The following is an 18423-nucleotide window of genomic DNA, read 5'->3' on the forward strand; positions in this document are numbered from 1 at the left end:
GTGGCGGTGAGCGTCGCGGCGATCCTGCTCGTTGGCGGGCGCTCGCGCCGCATGGGCGGCGGGTACAAGCCGCTGATCGAGGTCGGCGGCTCGTCGCTGTTCGGGCGCGCTGTCGCCGCGCTGTCGGATGCTGGGTGCGCGCCGATCATCGCCGCAGGGCCCGTGCTGGATGAGCATGCTCCGGTGCAATGGGCTCGCGAGGATCCGCCCTTCACGGGACCGGTCGCCGGGATCGCGGCGGCGATGGCCGTGCTGCGGGATTCGGCGGCGGCGCCGCCCGAGTGGATGCTGGTGCTCGCTGGCGACCTGCCGCATGCCCCGCGCGTGGTCGAACGACTGGTTGCGGTGACGGAAGCATCCGATGCCGACGCCTGCGTGTTCCGCGCCGACGGGCATCCGCAATGGCTGGCCGGCATCTACCGCACGACGGCGCTGCGCGCCGCGCTGGACGCACTCGGCGATGCCGTCGCCGACGCGGCTGCTCGCACTCTGCTCGGTGATCTGGAGATCACCTGGCTGAGCGACGATGATGGAATCACCGCCGACATCGACACCCCGGCGGATCTGGCGCGCATCCGCGCTGAGCTCGAGGAGGAATCGTGAGCGAATCACCCCGCACCCTGCCGCCGGAAGCGCTCGACGAGTGGGCGCTCGCGCTGCGCGAGCAGTTCGGCCTGGCGGCCGAGGATGTGCCGATCTCGCTGATCCTCGATCTCGCACGCGACGTCGCCAACGGAGTGGCAAGGCCCGCGGCACCGTTCAGCGCGTTCGTCGCGGGTCTGGTCGCCGGGCGCTCAGGCGGCACACCCGAGCAGGTGCGCGAGGCGGTCGCCTCGGTCGTGGCGCTGGCGGACACCTGGCAGGAACGGAAGGTCTGACATGACGACGGTGCGATTCTTCGCCGCCGCGCAGGAAGCGGTCGGTCAGGATGCCCTGCTGACGGATGCCGGAACGCTCGGCGACCTGAAGGCGAGCCTGCTGGCGGATCATCCCGCCCTGCATGGACTGCTCTCGCGCTGCGCGGTGCTGGTCGACGGTGCGCGCGTGCAGGACGATCATGCCCTCGCTGGCGCGACGACCGTCGACGTGCTCCCGCCGTTCGCCGGAGGATGAGCACGGCGGCTGAACACGGCGGCTGAACGAGCCTGCCCGCAGGTGAACCTACCCGCCGATGCCCTTCCAGGCGGTCGTGCCGTCGGCCTCGACCTGACGCTTCCACACCGGAAGGTCGCGCTTGATCGCCTCGATCACCTCGCGGCACACGGTGAACGCCTCGTTGCGGTGCGCTGACGCCACGGCGATCACGACAGCGGCTTCGCCCACCCCCAGGCGTCCGACCCGGTGGCTGACGGCGACGACGGCATCCGTGCCCGCTGCCGCCTCTGACGCGATCCGCAGCAGGGTCGGCTCGGCATCGGGGTGCGAGCTGTACTCCAGTGCGACGACGGCGTCGGCAGCATCAGGGTCGTGGTCGCGCACGCGACCGACGAAGGTCGTGACGGCGCCGGCAGTCGCGCTGTCGACGGCAGCGACGTGCTCGTCGAGCGACAGCGGCGTGTCAGAGATGCGGGCAAGGCGGACGGTCATCAGTGGTCCTCTCCATCAAGCTGATCGAGTACGTGTGCGGCGACTGAGAGCACGATCGGCATGCCCTCGGCGACGGCCTTCGGTGATCCGGGCAGGTTGACGATCAGCGTGCGGCCCGCCACCCCGGCAAGGCCGCGGGTCAGCATGGCGGCGGGCTTGACGGCGGCCCCTGCGCGTCGCAGCTCCTCTGCGATGCCTGGCAGCTCGCGCTCCAGCACCCGAGAGGTGCCCTCGGGGGTCTCATCGCGTGGGGCGACACCCGTGCCGCCGCTGGTCACGATCAGTCGGATGCCCGATGCCAGCATCCGACGCAGTGCGCGCTCGACGGCATCCGACCCGTCCGGCGTCACGACCGCATCGTCGCACGCGAATCCCGCCTCGCGGAGAGCTGCGACCGCGAGGGGTCCTGCGGTGTCGTCGCGGACCCCCGAAGCCGAGCGATCCGAGACGGTGAGCACGGCCGCTGCGAACATGCGACCAGCCTATCCGCGCGCCCGAAACCGGTGGCCGTTATTATTCACGGCCCGCTCCCGGTGCGCCGTGTAAAACCTCTGAGAGGATGGGGGCATGGCCAACGCGGGGCTCGCATACGGGCCGATCTCCAGCTACTCACGAGTGCGGATCCTGCACCTCGTGCAGACGCGACCTGATCGCACGATCGGTGAGCTGTGCGAGGCCACCGGCCTGCACGCCAACACGGTGCGCGAGCATCTGCAGCGTCTGATCGAGGGCGGCTACGTCATCCAGACCAGTGAGCACCGCACCACCCGCGGCCGCCCGCGCACGCTCTACAGCGCAGCCACCGGCATGCCGGAGGCATCGAGTCCTGTCGCACGCGAGAAGGTCGCCGAGGCCGCCCGCCGCGGCGACATGCTGCGTCGGATGCTGGCCGAAGACGACTCCGAGCTGGGCCGAGAGGCGACGTACCAGCTGGATGCCCTGATCGAGCACCTCGAGGAGAGCGGCTTCGAGCCGGTCATCGATGAGGACCATCTGACTGTCGAGCTGACCCCGTGTCCGCACGCGGCCAGCGCCCCTGCGCACCGTCCGATGCTGTGCCAGGTGCACCTCGGACTGATGCAGTCCGTGCTGAACCAAGCCGGCGGGCCGCTCGCCGCCGATTGCGTGCGCGAGCCGGCGCGTCCCGAGGAGTGCACGGTGCAGCTGCGTCTCAGCGCCGCTGCGGCTGCCGTCACGACCCCCGCCCCGGTCTCCGCCGCGGCCTGAGCCCCGGCACGCCCGCCGTCACTCGTAGAGTGACTCGACCGGCTCCATGACGATGCCCATGGCCTCGAACGCCTGACGGCGCTCTTCGATGCGCCGATGCAGCTCGGTCTGCGCGGCGTCGACGAGGCCGGCCGGCAGCTCGACAGAGGTCGGATGCTGGTCGCCGCCTCCCGCGGCGATGTACGCATCCAGCTGCGGGCCTGAGGTCCACGAGCTGATCAGTGCGTAGCGCGGCGCAGGGCCCTGGTGCCAGACGGCGTGCCAGAAGCGCTGGGTGTCGACGATGATCCGCGACCCGGCGTGCAGCGGCAGGCGGATCTCGGTGGCCGGGTCGAAACGGTCGGTGCGCAGGATCAGCAGCGAGTCGGCGTCATCGGTGAGATTGATCCAGCTGCGAACGACCCAGCCGGTGCCGTCGTCGTTCAGCCTGTTGTTGTCGTCCTGGTGCAGGTTGTAGACGGCGTCGGCGTAGGTGTTCGGCTGCAGCTCGATCACCCGGCAGCGGCCCACGTTCACCGCGGGCTCGAGGGCGAGCTGCTGCAGATCCGGAGCCGTGGCCACCTGCGAGTCGATCCACACGCCGTCCTTGTCGGTGCGTGGCGGCGTGTGATTCCAGAATCCGTTGCAGTCGATTTCGCCCGCGTAGCTGGCCAGGGGAGCGAATCGCGTGATGCCGGAGGATCTCCAGCCGATGTACTCCAGCGATCGCCACTGGGCAGGGTCGATCGACAGGTCGAGGCGGTCGAGCACGACCAGCCCCGTGGCATCCAACGCGGGTGAGGTGAGGAATCCCATCGCGATCTCCGTTCCGGCATCCGTTGTTCCATGCTATCCGCGGCGCACCGCGATGGCTGGTGTCGTCGCCGTGCGAAAACGACCCGGCGAGAGCCGTACAGTTGGACACATGACCCAGCCTCAAGGCGCGCTGCTCGTCGGCAGCGTGAACTACGACGATGCCGAGAAGACCATGCGCACCGCGGCCGAGGTGATGGGCGCGCGTCTGAAGCGCATCCCCGACGGCGAGGTGGGCAAGCGGTTCCACTGGATCATGTTCCAGCCCGACGTGCTCGGGCAGACCGAGGGACTCGAGCGCATCGGCGCCGAGCCCGTGTGGCTGCGCGACCTCGACGCCCGTCCGCTGCGCATCGCGGACGGAGTGGATGCTGCGACGCTGACCTTCCCTCCGCTCGGCTACGCCTCGGCGGCCATCGAATCGTACGAGGTCTTCCGCAAGCTGCGCGACGAGGGGGCGATCGCCGAGGGCGTGCGCTTCCAGGTGTCGCTGCCGACGCTCGTCGCCGTGGTCGGATCGTTCTTCTTCGGCGATGATCGCGCGGCCATCGAGCCCGTCTACACAGCGGCGATGATGCGCGATCTCGACGAGATCCTCACCGCGATCCCGCACAGCGACCTTGCGATCCAGTGGGATGTCGCCAGCGAGATGGGCATCCTCGACAAGGCCGTCATTCGCGGCAACCCCGTGCAGGCGTGGTGGGCGGGCGACCCGTTCGACGGACTCGTGCTGCGGCTGGCCGGACTCATCGACTCGGTTCCCTCCGACGTCGAGGTGGGCGTGCACCTCTGCTACGGCGACATCGCCGAATCGCACTTCATCGAGCCGACCGACACCGGCACACTGGTGCGCTTCGCCAACGCGGTCGTCGCCGCGACCGATCGCGACCTGAGCTGGCTGCACCTGCCTGTGCCGATCGAGCGCGACGACGAGGCGTACTACGCCCCTCTCGCCGAGCTCGCCCCGATGAACGAGCTCTACCTCGGTCTCGTGCACCGCGAGGACGGCGTCGAGGGTGCCCAGCGGCGCATCGCCGTGGCATCCACTGTCGTGCCGACCTTCGGCGTCGCGACGGAGTGCGGCATCGGGCGTGCTCCCGAGGGCACCACCGAGGGCATCTTCGACACCCACGCGGCTGTCGCCTCGAACTGGTGACTCTGCCTGGCTGCCGGTCGGCGGCCGCCGGCCGCGGCTGCTGACCTCGACTGTTGACTCCGGTCGCTGACCCTGGTCAGCGACCGATTCGCCGGATAGTGTGTGCCACATGACACACCAGGATGCGCCGTGACCGGCGTTCTCGGCGCGCCTGAGGGCTTCGGCGCCGACCTCGCTCCGACGCAGAACATGCGCGAGCAGATCGAGAGCCAGCTCTCGGCACTCATCGTCTCGGGAGAGTTCGCCCCAGGGCGCGTCCTGACGGTGCCCACCCTCGCGGGCGAGTTCGGCGTGAGCGCGACGCCGGTGCGCGAAGCGATGCTCACGCTCGCGCGCAGGGGGTTCCTCAAGCCCATCCGCAACCGAGGATTCGCAGTCACCGAGGTGTCGGAGGACGACCTCAACGAGCTGTGCGAGGTTCGCATGCTGCTCGAAGCGCCTCCCATGCGGCAGGTCGCCGGAGCGCTGAGCGAGGAGTCGGTGACGTCCCTGCGGGCGCTGGCGGATGAGATCGTGGATGCCGGGCGCGCCGGTCGGTTCGTCGAGTTCCTCGCCGCCGACACGGCGTTCCACCTGCAGGTGCTCGAGACCGGTGGCAACCGAAAGCTCATCGAGCTCGTGCGCGAACTGCGACAGCAGACCCGCCTGGTCGGCCTGGCGCATCTCTCTGAGACCGGTGCCCTGATGTCGACAGCCCTCGAGCACGCCGAGCTGGTCGACCTGCTGGTGGCCGGTGACGGCGCGGGTGCGGAGGCCCTGATGCGCCGGCACATCGGCCACATCGGCGGGGTGTGGAGTGGACGGGATGAACCGTCGACGGAGGCTGAATCGGCGTAGCCCGATCGGTCACGGATTGATCTCGGGTGTTCCGTTCGGGCGCATCGGTCAGTAATGTGTCACGTACTATCCGAGGAAATGCAACGTGGCATTCAGGAGGCCCGAACATGCTCACCCGCACACAGCGCTATCGGCGCGCACTTTCCATCGCCGCCGCAACCGGCGCGATCATCCTCATGGCCGGCTGCTCAGGCGGTCTCGGCTCCGACGGCGACACCGGCGGTGGAGGCGGCGATGAAGGGCCCATCAAGCTCGGCATGCTCGCCCCCTTCTCGGGCAGCGAGTCGGCCTTCGGCGACTACATGAAGTACGGCGCGCAGCTCGCGATCGACGAGATCAACGCCGACGGCGGCATCGACGGGCGCGAGCTCGAACTCGTCGTCGAGGACGACGCGTGCGACGCCACTGCTGCTGTCGCCGCGGCGAACAAGCTGGTCACCGATGGGATCGTCGCCTCGGTGGGCGGGTACTGCTCTGGAGCGACACTGCCGACGCTGCCGATCTTCGACGAGGCCGGCGTGCCCATGGTCATTCCCGCTGCAAACTCGAACGAGCTGGTGAAGCAGGGCCTGCCTGGGGTGTTCCTCATCAACGGCACCGGCACCCAGCAGGCGGAGGCGGCTGTCACGTACGCCGAGAAGAGCGGCGCGACCAAGGTCGGCGTCATCAACGACGCCACCTCCTACTCCGCCGACCTCGCCAAGTCGTTCGTCGACCAGGGCAAGGCTGCCGGACTCGACGTCCTGTTCGAGGCGACGGTCACGCCCGGTGAGAGCGACTACTCGGCCGTCGCGACGCAGCTCGCCAAGGAGCAGCCAGAGCTCGTCTACTGGACCGGCTACTACCAGGAGGGCGGTCTGATCGTCCGCCAGGCCACGGATGCCGGCTACAAGGGCACTTTCCTCGTCGGCGACGGCTCGGTCGATGCGAAGTTCGCCGAGATCGCAGGTTCCGGCTACACCGACAACGTGCTCGGCACCTTCACTCAGACGCCCGACATGATCGAGGGCGCCGAGAACTGGATCGCCGACTACGAGAAGCTGGCGGGCGGGGCGCCCGGCCCGTACTCGACACAGTCGTACGACGCAGTGCGCGTCGTCGCCGAGGCGATCAAGGACGCCGGCAGCACCGAGTTCGACAAGGTCGTCGCGGCGCTCGAGGGACTGAAGGACTTCGACACCTTCGCAGGGCCGCTGACCTTCACCGACGACCACACCCTCTCGGGTGGCGGATTCGTGATCGTCAGCATCGACCCGGCCACGGGCAACTTCGTCCTCAAGGATGACCTTCAGGGCTGATCCGATCGGCGGGGCGGCGCAAGCCGCCCCGCCCTCCTCGGCCTCGCCCTTCAACGTGGAAGGACATCCGCAGTGATGCAACTCATCTGGAACGGCCTGATCGTCGGGTCGTTCTACGCCCTCGTCGCACTCGGCTACAGCATGGTCTACGGGATCATCAAGCTGCTCAACTTCGCGCACGGCGACATCTACATGCTCGGCGCCTTCGCCGGGTTCGCGACCCTCTCGGCATTCGGGATCTCGAACGAGACCTCCATCCCGCTGTTGCTGGTCATCATGCTGCTCTCGATGGTCACCACCGGCCTGATCGGCGTCGGCATCGAGCGCATCGCCTACCGGCCGCTGCGCAAGAGCCCCCGCCTGGCCGTGCTGATCACCGCGATCGGCGTCTCGTTCACCCTCGAGTACGCGGTGCGGCAGATCTTCGGCCCCAACCCCGAGGCGTTCCCAGTGCGACTGGAGTCCACCGGCTTCGACTTCGCCGGCATGCGCATCACCGGCGCGCAGATCGTGCTCGTCGTGATCGCGGCCGGCCTCATGCTCGTGCTCGCCCACATCGTCGAGCGCACCAACTCCGGACGCGCCATGCGCGCCATCGCGCTGGATCCGCAGGGTGCTCAGCTGATGGGCATCAACGTCAACCGCGTGATCGCCACCGTGTTCTTCATCGGATCGGCACTCGCCGGAGCCGCCGGCGTCATGGCAGGGGCGTACTACGGATCGATCGACTTCCTGATGGGCTTCATCATCGGCTTGAAGGCGTTCACCGCGGCGGTGATCGGCGGCATCGGCAACCTCTACGGCGCCATGCTCGGCGGCTTGCTGCTCGGACTGCTCGAGTCATTCGGCTCAGCGTGGTTCGGCGGCGAGTGGCGAGACGTGTTCTCGTTCGCCTTCCTCATCCTGTTCCTCACGTTCAAACCGACCGGCATCCTGGGTGCCCGCGTCGTCGAGAGGATGTGACATGTCCCGCTCCGCTCTGAAAGACGTCGCGCTGCGAGCTCCGTCTCCGCTGTTCGATCGCGCAGCCGCACCGTCCGGCATCTTCAACTCCAACCGCGGATTCCTGCGGGCACTCGGCGGACTCGGCATCCTGCTGCTCGCGATGCTGCCCTTCCTCGACGCCTCGCGGTACACGATCTCGATCGCCACCAGCGCGCTGATCTACATCATGCTGGCCATGGGCCTGAACGTGGTCGTCGGCTATGCCGGCCTGCTCGACCTCGGGTACATCGCCTTCTTCGCCGTCGGCGCCTACGTCTCTGGCATCTTCACCACCGTGGTGGGCTGGCCGATGTGGGCCGCGCTGCCGGCGACGGTGCTGGCATGCATACTGGCGGGCATCATCATCGGCGCGCCGACATTGCGATTGCGAAGCGACTATCTCGCCATCGTCACGCTCGGCTTCGGCGAGATCATCCGCATCACCGCGAACAACCTCGACATCACCGGTGGCCCCTCCGGCATCCACGGCATCCCGACCTGGACCTTCGGCGGCTGGAGCTTCTCCGACGGGTTCACCATCGGCGGCATCCACTTCCCCGAGCGGGTGGTGTTCTACTACTTCGTCGCGATCGTCGTCGTGCTGGTCGGCGTGATCGGCGCCGGGCGCCTCGCCAAGGGCAAGCTCGGCCGTGCCTGGAAGGCTGTGCGCGACGATGAGGACGCCGCCGAGGCGATGGGCATCAACACCTACATCGCCAAGATCACCGCGTACATCATCGGCGCGGTGTGGGCAGGACTCGCCGGGCAGCTGATGGCCACGCACCTGTCGGCGATCAGCCCGAACAGCTTCCAGTTCCTGTACTCGGCGCTGATCCTGATGGCTGTGGTGCTCGGAGGCATGGGCTCGACGCCAGGTGTGATCATCGGCGCGCTGTTCGTCTCGCTCGCCCCCGAGCTGCTGCGCGACTTCTCGGAATGGCGCTTCCTGATCTTCGGTGTGCTTCTCGTAGTCGTCATGCTGTTCCGCCCGTCCGGGCTGTGGCCGGCGACCGCGGTGCTGCCGTGGCTGAAGAAGAAGCGGCCGGTGCCGCCGGAGACGGCGGGGTTCATCGCCGTGCCGCCGTCGTCGTCCGCCAATGAGGATCTCGAGACCGTCGACGGGGAGGAGGAGCGATGACCGCGCTGCTGGATGTCAAGGACCTTCGCCTGCAGTTCGGCGGCGTCAAGGCCGTCGACGGCCTGAGCTTCACGGTCGATGAGGGGGAGATCCTGGCCGTGATCGGACCGAACGGCGCCGGCAAGACCAGCGCGTTCAACTGCATCTCGGCGTTCTACCTGCCCACCTCGGGATCGGTGATCTTCGACGGCAACGACATCGTGCGCGCGGCCCCGCCGATCTGGCGCCGACTGCGCCTGCTGGATCTGCTGCAGAGCTTCGGGTTCTACCGGGTGCTGCCATCGCGGGTGACCAAGTGGGGCATGGCGCGCACATTCCAGAACCTGCGTCTGTTCCGTGAGCTCAGCGTGCTCGACAACGTCAAGACCGCCATGCACGCGAACCTGCGCGAGGGCTTCTGGGCGACTCTGCTGCATACGCCCGGCTATCGCCGTGCCGAGCAGGAGTGCGCTGAGCAGGCGCGCGGCTGGCTCGATTTCGTCGGCTTCACGGACGACGAGGACCTCTACGTCACTCAGCTGCCGTACGGCGAGCAGCGCCGGGTCGAGATCGCCCGTGCGCTGGCCACAGCGCCCAAGCTGCTGCTGCTCGACGAGCCCGCCGCCGGCCTGAACTTCAACGAGAAGCAGGCGCTGATGCAGCTCATCCGTCGCATCCGCGACCTCGGCGTCGCCGTCGTGCTGATCGAGCACGACATGGGCCTGGTGATGGAGCTGGCCGAGCGCATCGTCGTGCTCAACTACGGCAAGGAGATCGCCGAGGGCACGCCGGAGCAGATCAAGAACGATCCGCTGGTGATCGAGGCGTACCTCGGCGTCGAAGACGAGCCGCTCGATGACACCAAGCTCAAGACCGGGACGGTCGATCTGTCGCTGCTGGAGAAGAATCGCAAGGAGAAGCGCTGATGAGCACGCTGACTGTCGAGGCGGCCGACGTCTACTACGGGCGCGTGCATGCGCTGCGCGAGCTGAGCTTCGAGGTGCAGGAGGGCGAGATCGTCTGCCTCCTCGGCAACAACGGCGCAGGCAAGTCCACGACGATGAACATGCTCTCCGGTCTGGTGCGCCCCAAGTCGGGCACCGTGCGCTGGGGTGACATGGACCTGGCGACGGCCAAACCGTGGGACATCGTCTCGGCCGGGCTCATCCACGTGCCAGAGGGGCGTCGCATCTTCTCGACGATGACCGTGCACGAGAACCTGCTGCTGGGCGGGTACACCGTGAAGGATCAGAAGGCCATCGCGAGTCGCATCGACCAGGTGTACTCGCTGATGCCCCGGCTCGCGGAGCGGCGCAAGCAGCAGGGCGGCACACTGTCGGGTGGTGAGCAGCAGATGGTCGCCATCGGGCGCGCGCTGATCGGCGGGCCGAAGCTGCTGCTGCTCGACGAGCCGTCGATGGGGCTCGCGCCGCTGGTGGTCAAGCAGGTGATGGAGACGATCCAGGCCGTCAACGCGCAGGGCACCACGGTGCTGCTCGTGGAGCAGAACGCCAGGGCCGTGCTGAAGATCGCCGACCGCGGCTACGTCGTCGAGACGGGGCAGGCGACGATGTCGGGTCCGGCCGCCGAGCTCGCCGCCGATTCCCGAGTGATCGACGCGTACCTGGGTGGCTGATCGAGTTCGATCGGGGTGGCATCGGATGCTGTCGCGAGGTCGCGATCGGATGCTGTCGCAGGGCAGAATCGGATGCTGACAGGCACGCCCGCGGTGAAGTAGAATGTAACATGTTACTCATCGAAATCGCGGTGAGGCGCTCGTAGCGAGGGAGTGTGCGCATGCGGATCATCGTGATCGGTGCCGGCGCCATCGGCGCAGCGTGCGCGCTCGCGCTCACCGAGGCAGGCGCCGAGGTGATCGTGCTCGACCGCACCGGTGTCGCCGGAGAGACCTCCAGTCGCTGCGAGGGCAACATCCTCGTCTCCGACAAGGCTCCAGGTGCCGAAGCGCTGATGGCGATCGAGGCGAACCGCGCCTGGCGAGAGCTCGCAGAGCGGCTCGATGCCGACCGCGTGCCAGGGCAGCCGGCCACCGAGTTCGAGGCGAAGGGCGGCGTCGTCGTGGCGTTCGCCGGGGGAGGCGAAGCCCTGCAGCGCTTCGCCGCCGGGCAGCGCGATATCAGCATCCGATCCGAGGTTCTCGACGAGCGCGCGCTCCGCGCCGCCGAACCGCACCTGTCGCCGGAGGTCGCGCTCGGTGTGCACTACCCAGACGATGCGCAGGTGCAGCCGAGTCTCGCGACGCAGGCCATGCTCGCGCGCGCTCGCCACCTCGGCGCGCAGCTGCGCATCACCGAGGTCACCGGCGCGGTCACAGGCGCGGATCGTGTGCGCGGTGTGCTGACGACCGAGGGCCGGATCGATGCGGATGCCGTGGTGAACTGCGCCGGACCCTGGGCGGGTGAGGCTGCGGCGCTGTTCGGGGTCGAGCTCGATATCCGGCCGCGGCGCGGGACGATCCTGGTCACGTCGGCCATGCCCCAGCGGGTCTTCCACAAGGTGTACGACGCCGATTACGTCGGTGCGGTCGGCTCAGGGGATGCTGCCCTGCAGACGTCCACCGTGGTGGAATCGACGCCGTCCGGCACCGTGCTGATCGGCTCCAGCCGCGAGCGCGTCGGCTTCTCGAGCGACGGACTGGTCGCCCCTCTCGCCGAGGTCGCCGCGAAGGCGAGCCGGCTGTTCCCGTTTCTGCGCGACACGATGCTGCTGCGGACCTATTACGGCTTCCGACCCTATGCTCCGGATCACCTGCCCGCGATCGGTGCTGATGCTCGCGTCGCCGGGCTCTTCCACGCCGCCGGCCACGAGGGCGCTGGCATCGGCCTCGCCCCGACCACCGGCGCGCTGATCGCCCACGCCGTGCTGGGCACGCCGGCCCCGCTCGACCCGACACCCTTCCTGCCGTCGCGCAGCACCCTGCAGGGGGCTGCGGCATGAGCGCCGGCATCCGCCCGATGACAGCGCCCACCGTTCAGGTCGCAATGGATGCCGCTATTCCGGCGTCGAAGCGGCAACCATCGCGACCTGAACGCTGTGTTCCGGTCGCAGTTTCTCCCGCCTGGGGCGCTCGGACCTCGGTTCCGGTCGCGATTTCTCCCGCTCGCGGGCGGGCGCAGCGGGACATTTTGCGACCTGAATGGCGTGCTGGGGCGGCGAGAGACCAGACGGAGCGCCAGGGGAGGACCGGACGATGAGCATCAGCATCCGATTCGACGGGGACGAGCTGCAGGGGCGTGACGGGGCGACCATCGCCGGCGTCCTGCTCGCGAACGGCCAGCGCACCTGGCGCGACGCGCAGGGCGCGGAGCGCGGCATCTTCTGCGGCATCGGCATCTGCCAGGACTGCATCCTCACCGTCAACGGCGTCGAGGGCGTCCGCGCCTGCCAGCGTCCCGCCTGCGACGGCGACGTGATCGAACGGGAGACCAGCGCATGACGCGCGTCATCGTGATCGGCGCTGGCCCCGCAGGGCTCGCGGCAGCAGCATCCGCCTCCGCCGCAGGCGCCGACGTCGTGCTGGTCGACGAGGGCGAGCGCGTCGGCGGACAGTTCTGGCGCCACCACCCCGACTTCACCGACCCGCGCCTGCAGCACCAGCTCGGCAGGTTCGGCACCCTGCGCGCCGCCCTCGGCAGCGTGCGGATGCTGTCATCCACGAGCGTCTGGCGGGTGGAGAACTTCCCGCTGCGGGTGCACGTGCTGACCGGCCCCACCGACGCCGCGAACCGACAGGGCGAGACCCTCGAGGCGGATGCCATCGTCGTCGCCACGGGCGCGCACGACCGCGTGCTGCCCGTGCCGGGCTGGACCCTTCCCGGCGTCACCTCGGCCGGAGCTGCCCAGGCGCTCGCCAAGCGCGACGCCCTCACCCTCGGAGAGCGCACCGTCGTCGCCGGCGCCGGACCCTTCCTGCTGCCCGTCGCGCAGAGCATCGCGATCCTCGGCGGCGAGGTCGCCGAAGTCGTCGAAGCAGCATCCATCAGCACGATCGTGCGCGGCTGGGGCGCGAAGGCGTGGCAGCTCACGGCCGCTGCCGGCAAGGCCGGCGAGCTCGGCTCGTACGTCGCGTCTCTGGCACAGCACCGCACGCCGTACCGATTCGGAAGCGCCGTCACTCGCATCCACGGATCGGATGCTGTCGAAGCCGTCACCGTGCAGCGCATCGACCCGCAGTGGCGGCCCATCGCCGGCACCGAGCGCACTGTCGAGTGCGACTCCGTGGCTCTCGGTCACGGGTTCACGCCTCGGCTTGAGACGGCGATCCAGTTCGGCTGCGAGATCTCGTCCACCCGGTTCGTGACGGTCGACTCGCAGCAGCAGACTTCTGTCGCCGGGGTGTACGCGGCCGGGGAGATCACCGGGATCGGCGGGGCCGATGCTGCGCTCGCCGAGGGCGAGATCGCGGGGCTCGCGGCCGCGGGCATCCCCGGTGCCGACCTGCGCTACAGGTCTCCGCTCGCGGCTCGCCGCCGCATGCGCGCGTTCGCCGCGCGGCTCGACGTGCACGGCATCCGACCCGGCTGGACCGCCTGGCTCGACGACGACACCATCGTCTGCCGCTGCGAATCGGTGCGCAAGGCGAGCATCGATGAATATGCCGGCGTCTCGTCGCGCGGCATGCGACTGGCTACGCGTGCAGGACTCGGCGCCTGCCAGGGGCGCACCTGCGGACGCAGCGTCGAGGACATCGTGGGGGCTTGCCAGCCAGGCCAGGGTTCGGACAGTCGCCCGGTCTTCGACAACCGGCCCGTGCTGTCGTCGGTGCGCATCGGCGAGCTCGCCGCGCTGAGTGATCTCGCGGCACCGCCCTCACCGGCATCCACCCCGACTACCGTTGCTGATACCCCCACCACCGACTCCGCAGGAGGCAGCTGATGCGCGCACGCCGGACCATCCAGGCCGTCGACTCCCACACCGAGGGGATGCCGACGCGCGTCGTCACCGGAGGGGTCGGCCGCATCCCCGGCGCGACCATGAACGACCGTCGCCTGTACGCGATGGAGCACCTCGACGGGCTGCGCGGGTTCCTGATGAACGAGCCCCGAGGGCACGCCGCCATGTCGGGAGTGCTGCTGCAGCCACCGGCCCGCGATGACGCCGACTGGGGGATCGTCTTCATCGAGGCATCCGGATTCCTGCCCATGTGCGGACACGGCACGATCGGCGCCGCCACCGTGCTCGTCGAGACCGGCATGGTCGAGGTCACCGAGCCGGTCACCGAGATCCGCCTCGACGTGCCGGCCGGACTCGTGATCGCGCGCGTGCAGGTCGAAGACGGCCGGGCCGTCGACGTCACCATCGAGAACGTGCCGAGCTTCGTCGACCGGCTCGACGAGCGGATCGACGTGCCCGGCATCGGCGAGATCACCTACTCGGTCGCGTTCGGCGGCAACTACTACGCGCTGGTCGGTCTCGACCAGGTCGGGCTGCCGTTCGATCGCGCCCGCCAGGATGAGATCCTGCAGGCAGGGCTGAAGATCATGGGTGCCATCAACACGCAGGCGCCGCCCGTGCATCCGGTGCTCGAGGGCGCCAACCACGTGCACCACGTCGAGTTCATCGCGCCGGGGTCGGATGCTGTCCGCTCGCGTCACGCGATGGCGATCCACCCCGGATGGTTCGACCGCTCGCCCTGCGGCACCGGCACCAGCGCGCGGATGGCCGAGCTGCACGCGCGCGGCGAGCTGGCCCTGGACACGCCGTTCGTGAACGAGTCGTTCATCGGCACCGAGTTCACCGGCCGGGTCGTCGCCGAGACCACTGTCGGCGACAGTCCCGCCATCATCCCCACCATCACCGGACGCGCCTGGGTCACCGGCCTCGGCCAGTACATGCTCGACGAGAACGACCCGTTCCCCGAGGGCTTCGTCTTCTGACGCTGCGCCTCCCGCATCCGATCCCTCACAAGGAGACATTCGTGACTGAGAACCAGAACATCGACCAGATCGCCGCGGCCGCCGCCGCCGCGGCGCGACCCTTCGCCCGCACCAGCCCGCGTGAGCGCGGTGCGGCGCTGGTGGCTGTGGCGGATGCCCTCGACGCGGCCGCCCCCGAGCTCATCGAGATCGCGATGCGCGAGACCGGCCTCGCCCAGGCGCGCCTGACCGGCGAGCTGCGCCGCACCTCGTGGCAGCTGCGACTGTTCGCCGACACGATCGTCGATGGGGCGTACCTCGATGTGCGCATCGACGAGGCGGACCCGGAGTATGTCATCGGTCCGCGTCCGGATCTGCGTCGGATGCTGGAGCCGGTCGGCCCGGTGCTGAACTTCGCGGCATCCAACTTCCCGTTCGCGTTCTCGGTCGCAGGCGGCGACTCCGCCGCCGCGCTCGCCGCAGGCTGCCCTGTCATCGTGAAGGCGCACTCCGGGCATCCGCAGCTCTCGATCCGCACAGCGGAGGTCGTCGCCGACGCACTGCGCGAGGCGGGGATGCCAGACGGCGTCTTCCAGCTGATCTCGGGTCAGGAGAACGGCGTCGCGATGCTGAAGGACGAGCGCATCCGAGCCGGTGCCTTCACCGGCTCCACTCATGTCGGGCGGATGCTGGCCGACATCGCCGCCTCGCGTGAGGTGCCGATCCCGTTCTACGGCGAGCTCGGCAGCGTCAACCCGGTCTACGCGACCTACGCAGACGACGCGCTACTGGGCGCATTCGTCACCTCGATGTCGGGGTCAGCGGGGCAGCTCTGCACGAAGCCTGGCTTCCTGTTCGTGCCTGAGGGGTCTGATCTGGCATCCGTCTCGGATGCTGCGGGCGCCGTGGCCGAGCATCGTCTGCTCAACCCGGGCATCGGGCGCGCGTTCTCGCAGCGCCGCGAGGACGTGCTCGAGGCGGACGGCGTGACCGTGCTGTCGGCGGGGGAGACCCGCACCGACGAGCACGGCCAGACCTACGCCACCCCGACCGTCGTGACGGTCGACGTCGATGCCCTGGTGGCTGCCGGCGACGCACTGCTCGAGGAGTCGTTCGGCCCGCTTTCGGTGATCGTGCGGTACTCCGACCTGTCGACACTGCCCGCGCTGCACGCCGGACTCTTCCCTGGCAACCTCACCTCGACCGTGCATGCACGCGAGGCCGAGCTGGCAGACGGATCGCTGACCGAGCTCGTCGACGCGCTCGCCGAGACCAGCGGACGTGTGCTGTTCGGCGGCTGGCCGACCGGCGTCTCGGTGACCCCGGCCATGCAGCACGGCGGCCCGTACCCTGCGACCACGAGCGATGCGACCAGCGTCGGCACGGCCGCGATCACGCGGTTCCTGCGCGGAGTCTCGTATCAGGGGGCGCCGCAGGCGCTGCTGCCCGCTCCGCTGCAGGACGCGAACCCGTGGGGTGTGCCGCAGACTCGCAGCGCCGCCGGCCGCTCGACGACGTGGGGCTCGTTCGCCGGCTGAGCCCGGTTGCCTACCCGTGCACTCGACGCCCATATCGCCGAGTGCACGGGAAGCTGCCGAGCGTACGGGGTGTTCGCGTGAACGAGCCGTACACTCGGCGAGATCCCGTGCTCTCGACGTCCGGTAGTGAGAGGCGGCGAGGGCCGTCAGGCCCGCAGGCGCAGGTGCAGCAGCGGGTACGGGCGCCCGGCATCGTCGAGCTCGCTGCGGCCGATGACCTCGAAGCCGTGGTGCTCGTAGAAGCCGGCGGCGGCGGGATTCTGCTCGTTGACGTCGACCCTGGTGACCGCCTGGTTCGTGATCGCTTCCTCGAGCAGGGCTGAGCCGACTCCGTTGCCGCGGTGTGCGGCGTCGACGAACAGCATCTCGAGCGCGCCGTCGAGGGTTCCTGCGAATCCGACCGGGCTGCCGTCGAGCTCGGCGACGGTGAGCGTGACGGCGGGGAAGTAGTCGGATGCCAGGTGCGATTCGATCTCGTCGCGGTCGGCGTCCGCGAGGAAGTCGTGTGTGGCGTCGATCGCGCCGCGCCAGATGCGGACGAGGTCGGGGTATTCGGCAGCGCCGAAGGTTGCACGAAGGCGAAGTTCACTCACGACATCAACGCTACGCGACGCATGGTTCAGCGTGGTCGTGTGCCTTTGCTGCCTGGGGCGTCAAGTACGCCTGTCCTCGAACTCGCCGTCCCATTCATCGCCGCCCCTGCTCGTTGCCGCCGCCCCTGTTCAGTTGCGTAACTGGGCAGGGGCGAGGACGCTCAGCAGGGGCGAGGAAGCGGGAAACCTGAATCCCGTCGGATCAGGGCGTGGCGTCAGACGACCGAACCGGCGCGGATCACCGAGACGCGAGCATCCTGCCGCCAGAGCGCTGACGAGTCGGCGAGGGGATCGGATGCCAGCAGCACAGCGTCCCCGTACGCCCCGAGATCCAGGTGGCCAAGCGCCTCATCCCCGATGAGCTCCGCGTTCACGGCGGTCATCGACCGCAGCGTGGCCGTGGCCGAGGACGCCTCGACCTGCAGGCGGATGCCGGCCAGCTGATCGTCCTCGAGGTCGCCCATCAGGTCCGTGCCGAAGCCGACGCGCACACCTGCCGCATGGGCCAGGCGCACAGCATCCTGCCCCTTCGCGAGCACCTCGGTGTTCTTCTCGAGAGACACCGCATTCAGCCCGATCTCGGCGCCGCGTCGATCCATCGCGTCGTACGCGGCGAGGGTCGGCACGAGGAACGCCCCGGCCTCCGCCATCATCGACGCGGTCGCCTCGTCGATGAGGTTCCCGTGCTCGATCGACCGCACTCCGGCGCCCACAGCGTGCTGCACGGCCTCGGACGAGTACGCGTGCGCGCACACGTACGAACCACGCCGCGCGGCCTCATCCACCACGGCGCGCAGCTCGTCGACGGAGTACTGCGGCACCCGGATCGGGTCGGTCAGCGAGAACACGCCACCGGAGGCCATCACCTTGATCGCGTGCGCACCGGTGCGCAGCCGGTTGCGCACCGCCAGTCGCAGGTTGTCGACGCCGTCGACGACCTCGCACATGTGCCCGTGCGAGAAGCAGACGTCCACGTGCGCGGAGCGAGGGTCGCCGTGTCCGCCGGTCTGGCTGAGCGCAGGACCGGTGAAGTGGTACCGCGGCGAGGGGAACAGGTCGGCGTCGATCGCCTGTGCGAGGCCGATGTCTCCGCCGGCGACGTCGCGCACTGTGGTGAATCCGCGCTGCAGGGCGCGCGTCAGTCGTCGGGCGCCGTTGAGGGCGGCGTAGCTGAGCGGTCCGCGCTCGTTCTCGAAGCCGTCCATACTCGTGGCGTACGCGTGGAAGTGCGCATCGATTAGGCCGGGAATCAGCCAGCGTCCCGTGGCGTCGAGCAACTCAGCATCCGACGCGGCCGCTGAGGCGACCCGGCCGTCCACGATGTGCACGTCGCGCACCGAGAAGCCCGAGCCGTTCCAGACGTGTGCGCCGGTGATCGAAAGGGATGCAGCAGACATGGTGTCCTCCGGTGGGTAAAA

Annotated in this window: 21 protein-coding genes; 16 read left to right on the top strand and 5 right to left on the bottom strand. The window is 69.1% G+C overall.

What is annotated here, in order from left to right; genetic code table 11:
- Genes MNR00_RS02955 through MNR00_RS02965 form a run of 3 tightly spaced genes read left to right on the top strand, consistent with a single transcriptional unit; the run spans position 1 to position 1113 of the window.
- Complete coding sequence (locus tag MNR00_RS02955) at positions 1–603, top strand: NTP transferase domain-containing protein (RefSeq protein WP_241927689.1); 603 nt, start codon at positions 1–3, stop codon at positions 601–603.
- On the top strand, positions 600–878 hold the full coding sequence (locus MNR00_RS02960; protein WP_241927690.1) for a DUF6457 domain-containing protein: 279 nt from the start codon (positions 600–602) through the stop codon (positions 876–878). The genes MNR00_RS02955 and MNR00_RS02960 overlap by 4 nt, the downstream gene beginning before the upstream one ends.
- Position 879: 1 nt before the next feature.
- Positions 880–1113 carry a MoaD/ThiS family protein gene (locus tag MNR00_RS02965; protein ID WP_241927691.1) on the top strand — a complete coding sequence of 78 codons (234 nt, stop codon included), beginning with the start codon at positions 880–882 and terminating at the stop codon, positions 1111–1113.
- Positions 1114–1161: 48 nt separating this feature from the next.
- Here MNR00_RS02965 and MNR00_RS02970 read toward each other — a convergent pair whose 3' ends face one another.
- Positions 1162–1590, bottom strand: a complete 429-nt coding sequence (locus tag MNR00_RS02970) for a molybdenum cofactor biosynthesis protein MoaE (RefSeq protein WP_241928748.1) — start codon at positions 1588–1590, stop codon at positions 1162–1164.
- Positions 1587–2060, bottom strand: a complete 474-nt coding sequence (locus MNR00_RS02975; protein WP_241927692.1) for a MogA/MoaB family molybdenum cofactor biosynthesis protein — start codon at positions 2058–2060, stop codon at positions 1587–1589. The genes MNR00_RS02970 and MNR00_RS02975 overlap by 4 nt, the downstream gene beginning before the upstream one ends.
- Positions 2061–2154: 94 nt before the next feature.
- Here MNR00_RS02975 and MNR00_RS02980 point away from each other — a divergent pair, with 94 nt between their 5' ends.
- The gene (locus tag MNR00_RS02980; RefSeq protein ID WP_241927693.1) at positions 2155–2814 is read left to right on the top strand and encodes an ArsR family transcriptional regulator; all 660 of its coding nucleotides are present in this window, start codon (positions 2155–2157) and stop codon (positions 2812–2814) included.
- A gap of 18 nt (positions 2815–2832) precedes the next feature.
- Here the strand turns inward: MNR00_RS02980 and MNR00_RS02985 are convergent, their stop codons facing one another.
- Positions 2833–3609 carry a hypothetical protein gene (locus tag MNR00_RS02985; RefSeq protein ID WP_241927694.1) on the bottom strand — a complete coding sequence of 259 codons (777 nt, stop codon included), beginning with the start codon at positions 3607–3609 and terminating at the stop codon, positions 2833–2835.
- 109 nt (positions 3610–3718) lie between these two features.
- Between MNR00_RS02985 and MNR00_RS02990 the strand changes: the two genes are divergently transcribed.
- The 12 genes from MNR00_RS02990 (at position 3719) to MNR00_RS03045 (ending at position 16412) form a co-directional block, all read left to right on the top strand.
- Positions 3719–4762 carry a hypothetical protein gene (locus MNR00_RS02990; RefSeq protein ID WP_241927695.1) on the top strand — a complete coding sequence of 348 codons (1044 nt, stop codon included), beginning with the start codon at positions 3719–3721 and terminating at the stop codon, positions 4760–4762.
- A gap of 129 nt (positions 4763–4891) precedes the next feature.
- Complete coding sequence (locus tag MNR00_RS02995) at positions 4892–5599, top strand: GntR family transcriptional regulator (RefSeq protein WP_241927696.1); 708 nt, start codon at positions 4892–4894, stop codon at positions 5597–5599.
- Between the two features lie 107 nt (positions 5600–5706).
- Positions 5707–6897 carry a branched-chain amino acid ABC transporter substrate-binding protein gene (locus MNR00_RS03000; protein ID WP_241927697.1) on the top strand — a complete coding sequence of 397 codons (1191 nt, stop codon included), beginning with the start codon at positions 5707–5709 and terminating at the stop codon, positions 6895–6897.
- Between the two features lie 75 nt (positions 6898–6972).
- Positions 6973–7860 carry a branched-chain amino acid ABC transporter permease gene (locus MNR00_RS03005; protein WP_241928749.1) on the top strand — a complete coding sequence of 296 codons (888 nt, stop codon included), beginning with the start codon at positions 6973–6975 and terminating at the stop codon, positions 7858–7860.
- Between the two features lies 1 nt (position 7861).
- Positions 7862–9019, top strand: coding sequence for a branched-chain amino acid ABC transporter permease (locus MNR00_RS03010; RefSeq protein ID WP_241927698.1), 1158 nt, complete (start codon positions 7862–7864; stop codon positions 9017–9019).
- A complete protein-coding gene (locus MNR00_RS03015) occupies positions 9016–9924 on the top strand; it encodes an ABC transporter ATP-binding protein (protein ID WP_241927699.1) in 909 nt (302 codons plus the stop codon). Before MNR00_RS03010 ends, MNR00_RS03015 begins: the two co-directional genes overlap by 4 nt.
- Positions 9924–10634, top strand: coding sequence for an ABC transporter ATP-binding protein (locus MNR00_RS03020; protein ID WP_241927700.1), 711 nt, complete (start codon positions 9924–9926; stop codon positions 10632–10634). Before MNR00_RS03015 ends, MNR00_RS03020 begins: the two co-directional genes overlap by 1 nt.
- 161 nt (positions 10635–10795) lie before the next feature.
- A complete protein-coding gene (locus tag MNR00_RS03025; RefSeq protein WP_241927701.1) occupies positions 10796–11956 on the top strand; it encodes an FAD-binding oxidoreductase in 1161 nt (386 codons plus the stop codon).
- Between the two features lie 253 nt (positions 11957–12209).
- Entirely contained in the window at positions 12210–12455 is a 246-nt protein-coding gene (locus tag MNR00_RS03030) for a (2Fe-2S)-binding protein (protein WP_241927702.1), read from the top strand.
- Entirely contained in the window at positions 12452–13894 is a 1443-nt protein-coding gene (locus MNR00_RS03035; protein ID WP_241927703.1) for an FAD-dependent oxidoreductase, read from the top strand. Before MNR00_RS03030 ends, MNR00_RS03035 begins: the two co-directional genes overlap by 4 nt.
- The gene (locus MNR00_RS03040) at positions 13894–14895 is read left to right on the top strand and encodes a proline racemase family protein (protein WP_241927704.1); all 1002 of its coding nucleotides are present in this window, start codon (positions 13894–13896) and stop codon (positions 14893–14895) included. Before MNR00_RS03035 ends, MNR00_RS03040 begins: the two co-directional genes overlap by 1 nt.
- A gap of 41 nt (positions 14896–14936) precedes the next feature.
- Complete coding sequence (locus tag MNR00_RS03045) at positions 14937–16412, top strand: aldehyde dehydrogenase (NADP(+)) (RefSeq protein WP_241927705.1); 1476 nt, start codon at positions 14937–14939, stop codon at positions 16410–16412.
- Positions 16413–16558: 146 nt separating this feature from the next.
- Here MNR00_RS03045 and MNR00_RS03050 read toward each other — a convergent pair whose 3' ends face one another.
- Entirely contained in the window at positions 16559–17005 is a 447-nt protein-coding gene (locus tag MNR00_RS03050) for an acetyltransferase (protein ID WP_241927706.1), read from the bottom strand.
- A gap of 215 nt (positions 17006–17220) precedes the next feature.
- Positions 17221–18402 (bottom strand): amidohydrolase family protein, encoded by a 1182-nt coding sequence (locus tag MNR00_RS03055; RefSeq protein WP_241927707.1) that lies wholly within the window; start codon positions 18400–18402, stop codon positions 17221–17223.
- Positions 18403–18423: the final 21 nt, after the last annotated feature.

This window comes from Microbacterium sp. H1-D42 (genome assembly GCF_022637555.1).
GTDB lineage: Bacteria > Actinomycetota > Actinomycetes > Actinomycetales > Microbacteriaceae > Microbacterium.